The organism is Martelella sp. FLE1502 (assembly GCF_053484255.1).
In genome coordinates this window covers 181,314-196,247 of record NZ_JBAKFQ010000004.1, presented here as the reverse complement: position 1 = coordinate 196,247, position 14,934 = coordinate 181,314, and the positions used below count along the sequence as shown (strand labels likewise).

At 62.2% G+C, this 14,934-nt stretch carries 16 protein-coding genes; 3 read left to right on the top strand and 13 right to left on the bottom strand.

Annotated elements, in window-relative coordinates:
* Positions 1–2: 2 nt before the first annotated feature.
* The gene (glmU, locus tag V6767_RS05575; protein WP_448472537.1) at positions 3–1,370 is read right to left on the bottom strand and encodes a bifunctional UDP-N-acetylglucosamine diphosphorylase/glucosamine-1-phosphate N-acetyltransferase GlmU; all 1,368 of its coding nucleotides are present in this window, start codon (positions 1,368–1,370) and stop codon (positions 3–5) included.
* Between the two features lie 268 nt (positions 1,371–1,638).
* On the opposite strand from glmU, the gene V6767_RS05570 reads away from it, so the two are divergent.
* Positions 1,639–2,079, top strand: coding sequence for a hemerythrin domain-containing protein (locus V6767_RS05570; protein WP_448472536.1), 441 nt, complete (start codon positions 1,639–1,641; stop codon positions 2,077–2,079).
* Positions 2,080–2,087: 8 nt separating this feature from the next.
* Here V6767_RS05570 and V6767_RS05565 read toward each other — a convergent pair whose 3' ends face one another.
* The 7 genes from V6767_RS05565 to hemN all read right to left on the bottom strand — a co-directional run bounded on the left by V6767_RS05565 (position 2,088) and on the right by hemN (position 8,999).
* Complete coding sequence (locus V6767_RS05565) at positions 2,088–3,017, bottom strand: lipid A biosynthesis lauroyl acyltransferase (RefSeq protein WP_448472535.1); 930 nt, start codon at positions 3,015–3,017, stop codon at positions 2,088–2,090.
* A gap of 85 nt (positions 3,018–3,102) precedes the next feature.
* Positions 3,103–4,134, bottom strand: a complete 1,032-nt coding sequence (locus tag V6767_RS05560; RefSeq protein WP_448472534.1) for a zinc-binding dehydrogenase — start codon at positions 4,132–4,134, stop codon at positions 3,103–3,105.
* A gap of 65 nt (positions 4,135–4,199) precedes the next feature.
* Entirely contained in the window at positions 4,200–5,480 is a 1,281-nt protein-coding gene (locus tag V6767_RS05555; RefSeq protein ID WP_448472533.1) for a beta-ketoacyl-ACP synthase, read from the bottom strand.
* 15 nt (positions 5,481–5,495) lie between these two features.
* Positions 5,496–6,698 carry a beta-ketoacyl-ACP synthase gene (locus V6767_RS05550; protein WP_448472532.1) on the bottom strand — a complete coding sequence of 401 codons (1,203 nt, stop codon included), beginning with the start codon at positions 6,696–6,698 and terminating at the stop codon, positions 5,496–5,498.
* Position 6,699: 1 nt separating this feature from the next.
* Complete coding sequence (locus tag V6767_RS05545) at positions 6,700–7,185, bottom strand: 3-hydroxyacyl-ACP dehydratase FabZ family protein (RefSeq protein ID WP_448472531.1); 486 nt, start codon at positions 7,183–7,185, stop codon at positions 6,700–6,702.
* A 77-nt stretch (positions 7,186–7,262) separates the two neighbouring features.
* Complete coding sequence (locus V6767_RS05540; RefSeq protein ID WP_085986543.1) at positions 7,263–7,550, bottom strand: acyl carrier protein; 288 nt, start codon at positions 7,548–7,550, stop codon at positions 7,263–7,265.
* A 96-nt stretch (positions 7,551–7,646) separates the two neighbouring features.
* Positions 7,647–8,999 (bottom strand): oxygen-independent coproporphyrinogen III oxidase, encoded by a 1,353-nt coding sequence (gene hemN / locus V6767_RS05535; protein ID WP_448472530.1) that lies wholly within the window; start codon positions 8,997–8,999, stop codon positions 7,647–7,649.
* A 194-nt stretch (positions 9,000–9,193) separates the two neighbouring features.
* Here hemN and V6767_RS05530 point away from each other — a divergent pair, with 194 nt between their 5' ends.
* Complete coding sequence (locus V6767_RS05530) at positions 9,194–9,925, top strand: Crp/Fnr family transcriptional regulator (protein WP_448472529.1); 732 nt, start codon at positions 9,194–9,196, stop codon at positions 9,923–9,925.
* 8 nt (positions 9,926–9,933) lie between these two features.
* Here V6767_RS05530 and V6767_RS05525 read toward each other — a convergent pair whose 3' ends face one another.
* Positions 9,934–10,386, bottom strand: a complete 453-nt coding sequence (locus V6767_RS05525; protein ID WP_448429218.1) for a L,D-transpeptidase — start codon at positions 10,384–10,386, stop codon at positions 9,934–9,936.
* A gap of 115 nt (positions 10,387–10,501) precedes the next feature.
* Positions 10,502–11,452, bottom strand: a complete 951-nt coding sequence (locus V6767_RS05520) for a nucleoside hydrolase (protein WP_448472528.1) — start codon at positions 11,450–11,452, stop codon at positions 10,502–10,504.
* 132 nt (positions 11,453–11,584) lie between these two features.
* Between V6767_RS05520 and V6767_RS05515 the strand changes: the two genes are divergently transcribed.
* Positions 11,585–12,376 (top strand): TSUP family transporter, encoded by a 792-nt coding sequence (locus tag V6767_RS05515; RefSeq protein ID WP_448472527.1) that lies wholly within the window; start codon positions 11,585–11,587, stop codon positions 12,374–12,376.
* Here V6767_RS05515 and cobU read toward each other — a convergent pair.
* The 3 genes from cobU to V6767_RS05500 form a co-directional block, all read right to left on the bottom strand.
* The gene (cobU, locus tag V6767_RS05510; protein WP_448472526.1) at positions 12,360–12,884 is read right to left on the bottom strand and encodes a bifunctional adenosylcobinamide kinase/adenosylcobinamide-phosphate guanylyltransferase; all 525 of its coding nucleotides are present in this window, start codon (positions 12,882–12,884) and stop codon (positions 12,360–12,362) included. The genes V6767_RS05515 and cobU overlap by 17 nt on opposite strands.
* 211 nt (positions 12,885–13,095) lie before the next feature.
* A complete protein-coding gene (locus tag V6767_RS05505) occupies positions 13,096–14,097 on the bottom strand; it encodes a glycine betaine ABC transporter substrate-binding protein (protein ID WP_448472525.1) in 1,002 nt (333 codons plus the stop codon).
* 329 nt (positions 14,098–14,426) lie between these two features.
* Entirely contained in the window at positions 14,427–14,852 is a 426-nt protein-coding gene (locus tag V6767_RS05500; RefSeq protein WP_448472524.1) for a hypothetical protein, read from the bottom strand.
* Positions 14,853–14,934 lie beyond the last annotated feature (82 nt).

Below are 14,934 nucleotides of genomic sequence, written 5' to 3'. Positions count from 1 at the left end.
GGTCACTTGCCCCCGTCCTTCTTGCGCGCCGCCTTGATGGCCAGCGAGCGGGCGCGCAGCAGTTCGGCGCGCCCTTCCTTGTTTTCCTGGCGTCCGCGCGCAAGCGCAAGCGCATTGTCCGGCACATCGCGCGTCACCACGCTGCCGGAGCCGACATAGGCGTGGTCGCCGATGCGCACCGGCGCCACCAGCGACGAATTGGAGCCGATGAAACTGTCCGCCCCGATCTCCGTCCTGAACTTGTTGACCCCGTCATAATTGCAGGTGATCGTTCCCGCGCCGATATTGGCGCGCGCGCCGACGCTGGCATCGCCGATATAGGTCAGGTGGTTGACCTTGGCGCCCACGCCGATATCGCCGTTTTTCACCTCGCAGAAATTGCCGACCTTGGCATCTTCATGCAGCACAGCGCCCGGCCTCAACCGCGCGAACGGCCCGACCTTGCTGCCGGCCGCGATCTTCGCACCCTCAATGTGACTATAGGCGTGGATCGTGACGTTCTCCGCAATCTCGACGCCGGGACCGAAGAAAACATTGGGCTCGATCAGGCAATCGGCGCCGATCACGGTGTCATGGCAGAGGAACACGGTTTCCGGCGCGATCATGGTCACGCCCTCAAGCATCAGTTCGCGGCGGCGGCGCGCCTGCCAGATGCGCTCAAGCTCGGCGAGTTCGGCCCGGTTGTTGCAGCCCAGCACCTCCTCGGCGTCGGCCATCACCACGCCGGCGCGACCGTCCTTTGCCAGCGCCGCCTCGACGATGTCGGTCAGATAGTATTCGCCCTTGGCATTGTCATTGCCGATGGCATCAAGCAGTGCGAGCGCGCGTCGGCCGTTGAAGGCCATCAGACCGCTGTTGCAGAGCGTCACCCTGCGCTCGTCGTCGCTGGCATCCTTTTCCTCGCGGATGGCATAGAGCGCGCCATCGCGGGTCAGAAGCCGGCCATAGCCCGTCGGCTCGTCGGTCTCAAAGCCGATTACCACGACGTCGTCGCCCGCTTCGAGCGCCGCCCGCGCCTTGTCGAGCGTCTCTCCCGTCACCAGCGGCGTGTCGCCATAGGTCACGATCACATCGTCATAGCCGCGTTCCAGCGCCGCGCGGGCGGCAAGAACGGCGTGGGCGGTGCCAAGCCGTTCGCGCTGCTCATAGGTCTCCAGCGCCACGCCGGGCAGCGTGCAGGCATCCGCAACCTGGTCGCCGTCGCGCCCGACGACGAGCGCCACGGCATCGACGCCGGAACGGGAAACGGTATCGACCACATGCGCCGCCATCGCCCGGCCGGCCACCTCGTGCAGCATCTTGGTTTTGGCCGATTTCATCCGTGTTCCATCGCCCGCCGCCAGAACGATTGCCAGTGCACTGCGTGACATGAAATCCCCTTCCGTTTGCCGCCGATTGATCCGCTATCGCTTGTAGCGGAATCCTCACCGAGACCTATTCAAAAAATGTGAATAATTTTTATGTGCGGCGCCGCCATGCGACATGTTTTTCGCCACGCGCCGCCCCTGCCCTGCGCCGAACACTACGAAGCCCTGGAAGCCGTCTTGACCCAGGTCAATGAAGCACGAGCGGCATTGAACTCTAATGGTGACAGAACGGCCGGGCGGAAGGCCGAGCTAATGCATCCGGGAAACAGTTGTGAACAAACATATGCTGGTCAAGAACCTGGCGCCGTTCTCGGCGCTCTCATCGACACATGGCACGATTCTGGGGCTTTGCCATGCGCTGGAGGCGGTTGCCGATTCGCTGCCCGGCAATATCGACCGGCACAGTTGCCAATGCCTGTCCGAGACCCTGATGCCTCTCTTGAAGCTCGCCCAGCAACGCGAGGAAAGACAGGTATTTCCGCCATTGCGCCGCAAAGGAGGGGCAGCGGCAATGTTCGACCGGCTTCATCAGGAGCATTTCGAGGATTTGTGCTTTGCCGAGGAGGCAAGCGAGGCGCTTGGACGGCTCGCCCGGGGCGAAGAGGTCAATACCGAGGCGACCGGCTATCTGCTGCGCGGCCTTTTCACCACGTTGCGCCGTCATATCGTGTTCGAAAAGGACTTTCTCGAAAGTCTGCAGGCCACGAAGTAGTAAAGCTGCTATCCCCGTTTCCGGCGGTTCCAGCGGTCATGATACCATAGCCACTGCTCGGGATATTCCCGAACCCAGCTTTCAACCTTGTCATTCAGCACCTGGGCGGTCGCCGGTATGTCGATCGCGCCTTTTTCATTGCGCGGAAGCGTGATCTCGTCTTCCAGCACCAGCCGGAACCGGTTGCCCGGCAGGCGGATGCAGCGGGCGGGATAGATCGCGCAATCGAACTGGCGGGCGAGCTTTCCGAGCAGCGGATTGGTCTGCACCTCCTGCCCGAAGAAAGTCGAGTGGGTGCCGCGCTTGAACTTCTGATCCACCAGCACGCCGACGCCGCCGCCCTGTTCCAGCGTTCCCGCCAGGGCGAAGGCCGATCCGGCGTGCGACGGCACCAGATTGCCCATGCGCTTTCTCCGAAAACGGAACACCTTCTTGGCGATATAGGGGTTGTTCGGCGGACGGAAGAGCACCGAGACGTGAAGATTGAACGACGCGGCCGCGACCGGCAGAAGCTCGAAATTGCCGGTATGGGCGGTGAAGACGATGAACGGCCGATCGCGATCGAGCAGCGTCAGAAAGCGCTCCACGCCCTCCACCTCGATCCGTCCAGGGCTGCCGGCCTCCGGATCGAAATCGAAAAGCTCATCGAGAAACACATATTCCGCCGCCAGCCGGCCGATATGCCCCCAACTCGCGATCGCGATACGCTCGATCTCGGCGTCATCCTTTTCCGGAAAGGCTTTCCGCAGGTTTTCGAGAATCAGCTTGTGGCGGCCGGTATGGGGGCCGATCCTGCGCATTACCCAATCCGCAAAGCGGATCGAACCATCGGCGGGAAACAGCTTGAGCACCGAAAGCAGCGCGAAAATCAGATAGGCCACCAGCCATTGCTGGAACTGGCGGGCTTTCAGAACGACGCGGGTGATGAAGGATTTCAAAGACTCTGGCCCATATTAGAACTTTACGAAGCAAATGCCGCGCGTCCGTCTTTTATCGGCGAAAGCCCCTCAAGCCAAGTCGCAATCAATCCTCGATCCTGAGCACGATCTTGCCGAACACCTGGCGGCTTTCCATGCGCTCCAGCGCCTTGTCGATGCCGTCGAAGTCGACCAGCGTATCGATCACCGGATGAACCACGCCCTGCGCCATCTTCTGCATGGCGTTTGCCATGTTTTCCATGCGGCAGCCGAACGAGCCGAGCAGCTTGAGCTGCTGCTGGAACAGCATCATCAGGTTGACATTGGTGGAGACGCCCGAGGTCGAGCCGCAGGTCACCAGCCGACCGCCGCGCTTCATCGACAGCATCGAACCCGCCCAGGTATCGGCGCCGACATGCTCGAACACGACGTCCACGCCCTTCTTCTTGGTGAGCTTGCGGACCACGCCCTCGAACCGGTCCTCACGATAGTTGATGACATGATCGGCGCCGAGTTCGCGGGCCTTTTCCATCTTGTCCTCGGAGCCCACCGTGGTGATCACGGTGCAACCGGTCTTCTTGGCAAGCTGGATCGCCGCCGAACCGATGCCGGAACCGCCGGCATGAACCAGGATCGTCTCGCCAGGCTGGAGCTTCGCATTGTCGAACAGCATATGCTCCACGGTCCCGAAGGTCACCGGCGCAAGCGCCGCGCCGATCGCGTCCACGCCGGGGGGCGCTGCCACGAGCTGGCGGGCGGGAATATTGATCTTTTCCTGCGCGAAACCGTCAAGATGAAAGCCGTGAACGCCGCCGACATGTTCGCAGAGATTGTCGCGACCCTCGCGACAGGCCTTGCAGCGGCCGCAGACGCGCGCGCCATAGATCGCCACCAGATCGCCCGGCAGGACATTGGATACCCCTGCCCCGATCGCCTCGACCACACCGGAAGCCTCCGCGCCGATCGTCAGCGGCAGCTTGCGCTTGGCAAACGCCATGCCGCGCCAGCCCCAGACATCGATATGGTTGAGCGCGACCGCCTTCAAACGCAGCGTCACCTCGCCGGGCGCCGGTGCATCGGGCTCGGCCACGTCGCGCAATTCGATCTTGCGGTCATCGGTCAGCTGCAAGGCGCGCATGGGTCATTCCTTCATATTCAATACGTTAGAGCTACTAACTAAACTATGCCATCGACCGATCAGGCTCACGCCGGCTCGCGCGTCATCACCAGGCAGGCATTCTGGCCGCCAAAGCCGAACGAGTTGGAGAGCACCGATCCGGTGTCGGCCGACCGCTTCACATTCGGCACCACATCGAGTTCGATCGCCGGGTCCGGATTGACGTGGTTGATGGTCGGCGGCAGCACGCCGGTCTGCATGGCCTGGAAGGAGAACACCGCCTCCACCGCGCCGGCCGCCGTCAGCGTATGGCCGATCATCGATTTGTTGGACGACAGCGGGATCGACTTCAGCCCCTCGCCAAACACGGCCTTGAGCGAGGAATATTCCATCTTGTCGTTTTCCGGCGTGGAGGTCCCGTGGGCGTTGATGTAATCGATGCCGTCGATATCGAGCCCGGCATCGTCCAGCGCCGCGCGCACGGTCGCAATCGCCGGCGCGCCATCGGGCGAGGACCGGGTGCGGTGGAAATGATCGGCCTTTTCGCCGCAGCCGCGCACGATGCCGTATACCTTCGCGCCGCGGGCAACGGCCGACGACAGCGATTCGAGGATCAGCGTCGCCGCGCCCTCGGCAATCACGAAGCCGTCGCGATCCTTGCTGAAGGGTTTGGAGGCCTTTTCCGGGGGATCGTTCTGGGTGGACAGCGCCGACAGCAGCGAGAACCGCACCAGCGCCTCGGCGCTGACCGAACCGTCGGTGGCAACCGTCATGGCGCGCTCGGTGCGGCCCTGGCGGATCGCCTCGACGCCGAGCTGGATCGCGGTCGCGCCGGAAGCACAGGCCGTCGATGTCGTCACCGGCAGGCCGCGCGTGCCGAACTTGTCGGCAATGCGTTCCGAGATCGAGCCGAACAGCACCGCTTCGTGAAAGGCCGGATCGCCCTTCTCGCGCATGGCGGCGAGAAAACGGACATAGGCGTCGTTCTCCTCGACCGGCGGACCGGAGCGATCGGTCAGCGCGAAGCGCATCGACCATTCGGGCTCGACCGGCGGGGCCGCCAGAAACAGCGGCGCATCGAAATCGCCGGAAAGGCCGGCCGCGGCAAGCGCCTCCTCGATGGTCGCCTCGGCAAAATTATAGGAGCGGGAAACCGCATTGTCCTCGGCCGGAATGAAATCGACCGTCCCGGCGATGCGGGTGGAAAGATGGTCGGTCGGAAAGCGCGAAATGGCGTGGATGCCGGAAACGCCCTCCGTCAGCTTCTTCCAGTTGTCCTCAAGCCCGCGACCGAGCGAGGTTACCACGCCCATGCCGGTGACGGCGACGAGCGGGCGACCGAGATGATCTGTATAGGCATTGCTCATCTGTCCGGTCCTTCCTTATTTCTCGGCCGAGAGCACGGCGACGCCCTCGCCGCGCTGATGGCCGACCGTGGTTACCGCGATCTTTTCGGCCGGCACCGCCATCTTCTGCTCCGCGCCGGGGTTGAAGACCGGCAGAGCGACCTTCCTGTCGAGCGCCAGGGCTGCCAGCGCGAGACCCAGGGTAAAATTGGCTTCCATGGCATGGCCGGTTGCGCCGGTATAGCCGCGCAGCGGCGCCGACGGGAAATGCGCTTTCACGAAAGCGGCCTCGCGCTTGGTGATATCGGTCAGGCCGGTCGCGCCGGAAAGGATCGCCTCGTTGGAAGCGCCCGTAAACCCGGCATCCTTGAACAGCCGCTCGAGACGCTGTTCCAGACGGCCATCGTCGCGCTTGCCGCGATCGCCTTCGACGCCGGAGAGCACCGCATAGATATGCGCGCCGCGGGCCTCGGCATGTTCACGCGATTCCAGAACCAGAAACGCGCCGGCGGTGCCCATGACCATGCCGCCATCTTCGTCTTCCGGCCGGTCCCAGAGCGGTCTCCACTCGCCGCGCGACAGCGCATGCACCGATTCCATCATCAGCAGGATATCGCGCCGCTCGGCCACGAACGAGCCGCCCACCAGCGTGTGGCTGGACTGGCCCGCCAGGACGCGCGCATAGGCGGTGGCGACGGCGGAAATCCCCGCGCCTTCCTCGCCCATGAAAGTGCGCGAGGAGCCGGCGACCTTGTGGACGATCGAGATGTTGCCGGCAACGAGATTGGCGAGTTGGGCCAGAAACAGCGTCGGGCGCAGCTCGGTGGTGAGCTTCTCATTGAGCAGGATTTCGCGATCATTGCGCTGGCGCGCCTCGTTGACGATCAGGCTGTCGACGGCGATATCGCGCTCGCCACCGCCGGCGGCGACGATCATGTCCATCGTCGCGCAGAGCTCTTCGTTTTCCTTCATCCCGGCATCGTCCAGCGCAAGGCCGGCGGCATAGACGCCGAGCCGCTGCCAGTTTTCCATCTGGCGCTGGTCGCCGCGCTTCGGGATCTGGTCCTTCCAGTCGATTTCCGGTAGCGGGTGCACCGGATAGGGCGCGCAGATATCGGAATCGATCCGGATATCGGGCTCGCCGCCCGTCAGCATCGCGACATGCGGCTCGATACCGACGCCGAAACTCGTGACCAGACCAATGCCGGTGACGACCACATCATTGGAGGATTTCGCCATGTCAGGACCTCTCCGCGGCCTGTCCGGCGATCGCCGCAAACAGGCCGACTTCCTCGGCGCGCCGTTTCACGATCGGCGCTAGTTCATTGTCATCGAAGGACATCGTGCGGAATTTGAGCTGGGCGTTTGCGATCGGCTTCCCGCCCGACGCGATCTTCGCCTTGGTAACGGCAAAGCCCGAGCCCTCATGCTCCAGTTGCGCTTCGATATCGAGCACGGCATTGGGCTCCACGAAGCCGCGCAGCTTGGCACTGTCGACCATCATCAGAAACGGCATGGCCGTGCAGTCATTGACGCCGAGCAGCAACATGCCGGACGCCTGCGCCATGGTTTCGATCAAAAGCACGCCCGGCACCAGCGGCATGCCCGGAAAATGTCCCTCGAAAACCGTGCTTTTTTCAGGAACCGTGGAACGCGCGACGATCGTCCCGGCGGAGATGTCCGCCGACACGATCTCGTCAATCATCTGGAAATATTCGAGCAGCATAGAATGCTTTCAGCCCCTGCATCAGTTCCGCAGCGAAGCCAGGCGGGCTGAGATGCCGGTCGTAAAACCGGTCGCCCTTAAGACTGCTTTGCCGCTCTCAGCTCGTCGATCTTGGCGCAGAGATTCTTCAGAATGAAGTACTCGTCCGCATCGACCTTGCCCTCGTTGACGTCCTGCGTCCACTTTTCGAGCGGGATCTTGATACCGAATTCCTTGTCGATCGCAAAGACGATATCGAGGAAATCGAGGCTGTCGATGCCGAGATCGTCGATCGTGTTGCTTTCCGGCGTAATCTGATCGCGGTCGATTTCGCTCGTTTCCGCGATGATATCGGCAACTTTATCAAATGTAGCGCTCACGCCTATTACCTCTTCATCTTTCAAGTGTGCCCTCCTCATAGGCAATGATTGACGAAAAGCCAATGGCCGCAAGGTGTGGGAGGGCAATTTTTCGATTGTAACTCAGACGGCCGCCGAATGGCGACCCTTGCCGCGCCCAAGATAGGTATCGAAAACCGCAGCAACAGAGCGCGCGAACGGAAAAGCCTCATTTTTCAATCGAAATCCGAACCGGTCATAAACGCACACGTCCGGATTTTCGCGCGCATAAGCCTTGGCCTCGGCGATGATATCGTCGGTTCCGGCGGCGAATCGCGCCTTCAGTTCGCAGGCGGAAAATCCGTAGGCGCACATGATTCTCTCGATCACGAAGGCCCGCGCGCGGTCTTCCGGCTGAAGCGCGACACCGCGCACCACGGCCAGATCGCCGCTTTCGACCATGCGCCGATATTCTCCGGTCGCCGGCATGTTCTGCCAGTAACCCTCGGGCAGCTGACTGATGGATGACGCCCCGAGCCCGATCAGCGCATCAGCGCTTTCATCGGTATAGCCCTGGAAATTGCGCCGCAGCCTGCCGGTGCGGGCCGCCTTGGCAAGCGTGTCGTCGGCAAGCGCGAAATGGTCGATGCCGATCGCCTCATAGCCGGCCTCGGCCAGCATCCCGGCCGCCAGCGACATCTGGCGAAATCGCTCCTCCGCATCAGGAAGAGCGTGTTCGGGAATCAGCGCCTGATGCTTCTTCATCCACGGCACATGGGCATAGCCGAACAGCGCGATCCGATCGGGCTTCAGGCTGATGATATCGGCGACGGTCTTCGCCATCGTATCAAGCGTCTGATACGGCAGGCCGTAGAGCAGGTCGCAATTGACGGAGCGGACGCCCCGCTTGCGCATCGCCGCGATCACCTCTGCCGTCTGCTCGAAAGTCTGCAGGCGGTTGATGGTCTTCTGCACCTTGGAATCGAAGTCCTGAACGCCGAGGCTTGCCCGCGTCACCCCGATCTCCGCCAGCGCATCATAGCGCGCCTCATCGAGATCGTTCGGGTCCATCTCGACGCTGATCTCGGCGTCTTCGGCGAAATTGAAGGCCGTGCGCAGCCAGCCCATCAGCCGGTGCATGTCCTCGGGCTTCAGCATGGTCGGAGAGCCGCCGCCCCAATGCAGGCCGGTCACAATCACATCGGGCGATACCAGCCGGCCCATGGTCTCGATTTCATGCTTCAGGCTTTCGAGATAAGCGGCCACCGGCTCATATTTCAGCGTGTGTTTGGTATGGCATGCGCAAAACCAGCAGAGACGGTCGCAATAAGGAATGTGCACGTAAAGCGATAGCTTCTGGCCTGCGCCCAGCGCCGCGATCCACTTTCTCGCCGTGGCCGAATCGACACCGTCGTGGAAATGAGGCGCCGTGGGGTAGCTCGTGTAGCGCGGAACCGGCTCCGAAAACTTATCCAACAACTGTCGTTGCGACGTCATGACGCGCCCCTTCCTGACTGATAATCCAATCGAGATAGCCGCTCGGCGCGCTCGCAGCTTTGACTTTGATCAAGTTTGGTTGCACTGTGTGAAGGAGCGACGCTAGGCGGTTGTGGCGGCGGCGCGGCCCTGCCCTCCCGCGTTGCAGAAAAGATGGCAGGTGGTTTCACGCCACAACGAATTGAGAATATCCGATGACCGACCACACGCACCGATCCCATGAAGGCGACGACCTTCTGCCGCTCGTATGCCGGGCATGCGAGGCGCGCCATGGGGGCATCTGTTCGGTGCTGACGCCCGAGCAACTGGCGCAGATCAACAAGCACTCCTCGCGCCGGACGATCGAGGGCGGCGCGGAAGTCGTCGGACAGGGCGAAAGCGTTGGCAGCTACTCAAACATACTGCGCGGCGTGGTGAAGCTTTCCAAGATGATGGCCGATGGCCGCCAGCAGATCGTCGGCCTGCAATTCGCGCCCGATTTCATGGGCCGCCCGTTTTCGCGCGAAAGCGCGCTGACGGCGGAGGCTGCAACGGAAACGGAAATATGCGCCTTCCCGCGCGCCGCGCTGGAGCGGATGATCGAAGAATCACCGGAGCTTGAGCGCAAGCTTTACAATCAGTCCCTGAAGGAACTCGACGAGGCCCGCGACTGGATGCTGACGCTCGGCCGCAAGAGCGCGCGCGAGAAAGTCGCCTCCTTTCTGTATCTGATCGCGACCCATATCGATCCGCTCGCCGATGACGGCTTCACCTTCGATCTGCCGCTGTCGCGCGCCGACATCGCCGATTTTCTCGGCCTCACCATCGAGACGGTCAGCCGTCAGATGACCAAGCTGCGCAACGAGAAGATCATCATCGTCGAAAACAACCGCCATGTCAGCGTGCCGGATATCGACAGACTGAGCGCGGCCGCCGGCAATGACTGATTCCCTTATCAGTCGCCGATCACCACCGTGACGTTTTCCAGGCCCATCGTCTGCGCGAGTTCGAACAGCAGCGCCGCATTGTCCGGATGAAGCCGCACGCAACCGTGTGATGCAGGGCGGCCAAGCCGCGAGAGCTGGTCCGTGCCGTGGACGGCATAGCCGTGATGAAAGAAGATCGCATAGGGCATCGGCGCATTGTTGTATTTGCGCGAGCGGTGGTTCTTCGACAGCCATTCCGCGCCATATATGCCGCGCGGCGTCGAATAGCCCCCTGCCCCGGTCGAGACCGGCCATTCATAGCGCTCATGGCCGCCAATGATGACCTTCATGGTCTGGCTCGTCAGGCTGACGGCCGCAACGACCTTGCCCGGATCGAAAATCTCGTCGCCGGATTTACGGGCGGCATTCGCAGCCGACGCCGCGCCAAGCAACACCAGTAACGCCAACAGTATTTTACGCATATCCACCCCGACACACATATGTTTCTAATGAACGATATGTGCAGCGGGGGTTACTATCAACGCGATACTGATTTTAAGGTAAACACAACCGGCGCAAGACCGGTCTGTTCATGCGTCAGGGCGCTAGCGTGGCGGCGATCAGATCGACCACCTTCTTCGCTTCGATGGTCATCGCCACCTTCTGCTCGGTCTTGTCATCCCACGGGCTCGGGCCGAACGCGCCGCCGGCCGGCTTCTGCAGGGTCAGCCCGTCGGCAATGCCGCCGCAGACCACGCGCACGGAGCCCGACCTGAGGCCGAAGAGCTCGGGCGCCACCACGTAGGCGCAGGCGCAGCTGTCATGCACCACCATGCCGTCTTCGACCTGCTGGCTGTAGAAATCGATATAGGGATCGGAAATCCGTGCCAGCAGTTCCACCGCCGGGCCGCCGCGCAAGGCCAGATCCTTCATCATCGTGCGGGTCATGACGGTCTTAAGGGTGACGTCGAGGCCGATGATCACGACCTTCCACGGCGCGGTGAACACGACATCGGCCGCTTCCGGGTCGCCATGGATATTGGCTTCCGCCGCCGGCGTCACGTTGCCGTTGGTGTCGAACGCGCCGCCCATCACGACGACCTGCTTGACGAGGCCGGCGATTTCCGGATCGCGCGCCAGCGCCATGGCAAGGTTGGTCATCCGGCCGACGGCGACGATCTCGACCTCGCCGGGATGTTCACGCACCGTATCGATGATGAACTGGAAGGCAGGACGCGGATCGAGCGGCACGTCTTCGATCGTCTCCGGCACCTCGATATCGCCGAGCCCGTTGACGCCATGCACGAATGTCGGCCACGATGCCATCGGTCGGCCCGGATCGAAGGTTATGTCGGCGCCGCGGGCGACCGGGGCCTTGATACCGAATTCGCGCTTCAGGAACTGCGCATTGCGCGTCGTCGTGTCGGCGGAGGCGTTGCCGAAAACGGAGGTTACGCCGAGGAGTTCGATATCGGGATGGCGCTCGAGGAAGAGCAGCGCCATGGCATCGTCAATACCGGGGTCCGTGTCGAAAATTACCTTGTGCATGAAAACGCATCCTGTCTTCGGAAATATGGGAACGGCGTTTGCGCCGGATCGAGAAAGGCCCTACACGATCCGGAGAAAAAAGGAAACGCCGCAGGCCCGCGCGGGCTGCGGCGGCCCGCCAAGGATATATTCGTGTTTGAAACCAGTGTCGAACTGCTGCTGATCCTGTTTGCGGCCGCCTATATCGCCGGCTTCGTCGATTCGATCGCCGGCGGCGGCGGCCTCATCACCATACCGGTGCTGCTGATTTCCGGCGTACCGCCGCTGCAGGCGCTTGGCACCAACAAGCTGCAGGGCATGTTCGGCGCGGCTTCCGCCACGATCTCCTATGCCCGCGCCGGCCGGGTGGAACCGTTGCAACAATGGCCGATGGCGCTGATCGCGATTGCCGGCGGCGCGCTCGGCGCGCTGGTCGCCACGCTGATTTCCGGCGATGCGCTGCGCGCGGCGCTCCCGTTCCTGCTGGTCGCAATAGGGCTCTACTTCGCGCTGCGCACCGGGCTCGATGACAGCGACCGCGAGAAGCGGCTTTCCACCCCGCTCTTCGCCGCAATGGTGGTGCCGGCGATCGGCTTTTACGATGGTCTGTTCGGCCCCGGGACCGGATCGTTCTTCATGATCGCCTTCGTCACGCTCGGGGGCTTCGGCATGCTGAAGGCCACCGCCCACACCAAGTTCCTGAACCTGTCGACCAATATCGGCGCTTTCGCGGTGTTCATGTTCGGCGGCGCGATCCTGTGGAAGGTCGGGCTGGTGATGGGCCTTGGCCAGTTTCTGGGTGCCCGCACCGGATCGAATCTCGCCATGAAAAACGGCGCGAAAATCATCCGCCCGCTTCTGGTTCTGTCGTGCATGGCGATGGCGATCAGGGTTTTCTTCGATGAGAAAAATCCCGCCTATCAATGGCTTATGATGCAGTTTTAAGGTGAAGCGGTAGGCCCGCCGCCATAAACACCACCTCCGCCGAGACCGCCGCGATGCGCTGGTTCAAAATGCCGGCGGCATCGCGAAAGCGCCGCGCAAGCGCGTTATCCGGCACGATCGAGAGGCCCACCTCATTGCTGACCATGATCAGCCGGTAGGGGCAGCGCGCGACGAAATCGGCAAGCCGTGCGCCTTCGGCCTCGATATCGCGCTCCGCCAGCAGCAGGTTGCTGAGCCACAGCGTCAGGCAGTCAAGCACCACCACCGGCTCCTTCTCCCGCTCCAGCGCTTCGAGACGCTCGACTAGCGCAAAGGGCGCTTCATGGGTGACCCACTCGCTGCCGCGATCGGCCCTGTGTCGCGCGATCCGCGCCGCCATTTCGGCGTCGTCCATGCTTTCGGCGGTCGCGATATAATGCAGGCATCCGCCATGCCGGCGCGCCAGCATTTCGGCGTGACGCGACTTGCCGGAGCGCGCGCCGCCGAGGACTAGGCAGGTGGCCTTCATCCAGCCGACCCCGGTCGGCTTTTCAAATCTAAGGAGAATGCGCCGGCGGGCGACAGTTTGGCGAAAGCGGACGATTCGTAGTTCATGGAGGCGTCCGCATTGTTCATCGCCACGGTCACGATGACCGATCGGGGACCATCCCCGACTGCACCCTTGCCGGCACGCCGCGATGATAACGGCGACGGGCCGGCAGTGCAATAACCGTCGCCGGTCAGATCTTGTCGGCGACCTTTTCGGCGATGTCCTCCGGCAGCCAAGCTTTCCAGACATCCGGATAATTGGCAAGGAAATGGCGGGCGCCGGCCTCATTGCCGGCTTCCTCCTCATCCATCCAGGCCAGCACTTCGCTCACCGTGCCGTTGCTCCATGAGCGGGTATTGAAGTAATTCATCAGTTCGGGATTTTCATCGACGAAATCACCCGCGATCAGCGTGTAGACGGCAGAGACGGGATAGGTGTTGAGCTTGGGATCCTGGCAATCCGGCACGATGGTGCAATTGTCCCATTCCTCCTTGCTGAATTCCACGCCGAAACTGAGCTTGACCATCGGATGATTGCCGAGAAGGGCCGTTGGCGCCCAGTAATAACCGAGCCAGCCCTCCTTGCTCTCGAACGCCTCGATGATCGATTCGTCAAGGGCGGCGGCGTTCTTCACATCGTGAAGCGCGAAGCCGGCCTCTTCCGCATCGATGGCGCGGAACAGGTTTTCGGTCGAGGCGCGACAAGCCCAGCCCTCGGGACAGTTGAACACCGCCGGCTTGCCGCCCTCCTCGGCCGGCATGAAAAGCTCCGGATGCTGCAAGGCCTGCTGAACGGTTGTCATGCCGGGATTGGCGTCGAGGATATATTTCGGCATCCACCAGCCCTGAACGCCGCCTTCGTTCAGCAGCGCCGCTCCGAAGGCGACGCGCTTGTCGGCGACCGCCTCCTCAAGCGCCGGCGTCATGCTTTCGAACCAGAATTCCGGCACAATATCGGGCTTGCCGTCCTTCGCGATCGAAGCGACGGCGCTGTTGGTGTCGCCTTCGACGAGCGACACCGTGCAGCCATACCCCGTTTCCATGATCAGCTTGTCGACCCAGGCAGCAAGCCCGGCCGAGGGCCAGTTCAATTCCGCGATCGTCAGATCGCGACAGTCGGTCTCGGCTGCGGCGGCTCCGGAAAACAAGGCAACGGCTGAGGCCAATGACAGAGCGGCGACATAGGACTTCATTGTTGCTGTTTCCTCCGATCATCACATTTTAGAGCCACGGCGGGCGACATTGCCGTCTCCCGAAAGCCGTAGCGCCTAATTGGTTCAAGAATACGTCTGTCGCGCTGAAATAACAAACCGCAAGACGCGGCTTTTAGGGTGAAATCCGATCGGTTTCCGTCTTTATGCACGAGCGCTAACCAAGCGGTAACGTTCTGCCGCTAGAACGGGTGTCAGCGGACGGTTGCGCGGCAAATGTCCTCCCGGCTTTATCAGTTTCGCGTTTCCGGGAGTGCCGTTTCAGGTATTGCGTATGCAACCGCCGCGCAGCGTCGAGCCGGGCTTCAGCGCTAGATCTTCTTCACCACCCAGGAATAGCTGTCGGTCACAACATGCAGCGGCGCCGAAAAGGCGTTGGCGAGCTGCTGGCGCGTCGGCACGATGCCCATCAGCGCCGCCATCGACCCTCTCGTCAGGCGCTGGAGGCGGTTTGGCATCTCGGCTTGCGCCTCGGCGGTCGTCGTTTCGGGCATGGTTGGTGGCAACACGGCATCCGGGTTCCGCCCGAGCGCGGCATTGACGAGCTCGCCGGGCTCCCGGCAGACGGCGATGATCGTGGGAAAACCGCTGTCGCCATAGGCCGTGATTTTGTTTTCGATTTCGCTGTCGCAGGCCTGGACAGTGGCATAGCGCGTTTCAGCCATATCGATATAGCTGCACTGGTTCAGACTGTCATCACAGCCGAAAATCGTCATCGCAATCAACGCCGCCTGCATGATTCACCTCGCTCGTTTCAGGGCTGAATACATCTTCCGCGCGAATGCGCCGCAAACAAGGCAGCAGAACGGGAGCGCCGCA

What these genes read in the sequence shown, in the direction of transcription:
- V6767_RS05505 (WP_448472525.1), bottom strand. Translation starts at nt 14,097, where the DNA reads ATGAAGTCCTATGTCGCCGCTCTGTCATTGGCCTCAGCCGTTGCCTTG.
- V6767_RS05555 (WP_448472533.1), bottom strand. Translation starts at nt 5,480, where the DNA reads ATGAGCAATGCCTATACAGATCATCTCGGTCGCCCGCTCGTCGCCGTC.
- V6767_RS05560 (WP_448472534.1), bottom strand. Translation starts at nt 4,134, where the DNA reads ATGCGCGCCTTGCAGCTGACCGATGACCGCAAGATCGAATTGCGCGAC.
- glmU (WP_448472537.1), bottom strand. Translation starts at nt 1,370, where the DNA reads ATGTCACGCAGTGCACTGGCAATCGTTCTGGCGGCGGGCGATGGAACA.
- V6767_RS05500 (WP_448472524.1), bottom strand. Translation starts at nt 14,852, where the DNA reads ATGCAGGCGGCGTTGATTGCGATGACGATTTTCGGCTGTGATGACAGT.
- hemN (WP_448472530.1), bottom strand. Translation starts at nt 8,999, where the DNA reads ATGACGTCGCAACGACAGTTGTTGGATAAGTTTTCGGAGCCGGTTCCG.
- V6767_RS05545 (WP_448472531.1), bottom strand. Translation starts at nt 7,185, where the DNA reads ATGCTGCTCGAATATTTCCAGATGATTGACGAGATCGTGTCGGCGGAC.
- V6767_RS05525 (WP_448429218.1), bottom strand. Translation starts at nt 10,386, where the DNA reads ATGCGTAAAATACTGTTGGCGTTACTGGTGTTGCTTGGCGCGGCGTCG.
- V6767_RS05520 (WP_448472528.1), bottom strand. Translation starts at nt 11,452, where the DNA reads ATGCACAAGGTAATTTTCGACACGGACCCCGGTATTGACGATGCCATG.
- V6767_RS05530 (WP_448472529.1), top strand. Translation starts at nt 9,194, where the DNA reads ATGACCGACCACACGCACCGATCCCATGAAGGCGACGACCTTCTGCCG.
- V6767_RS05550 (WP_448472532.1), bottom strand. Translation starts at nt 6,698, where the DNA reads ATGGCGAAATCCTCCAATGATGTGGTCGTCACCGGCATTGGTCTGGTC.
- cobU (WP_448472526.1), bottom strand. Translation starts at nt 12,884, where the DNA reads ATGAAGGCCACCTGCCTAGTCCTCGGCGGCGCGCGCTCCGGCAAGTCG.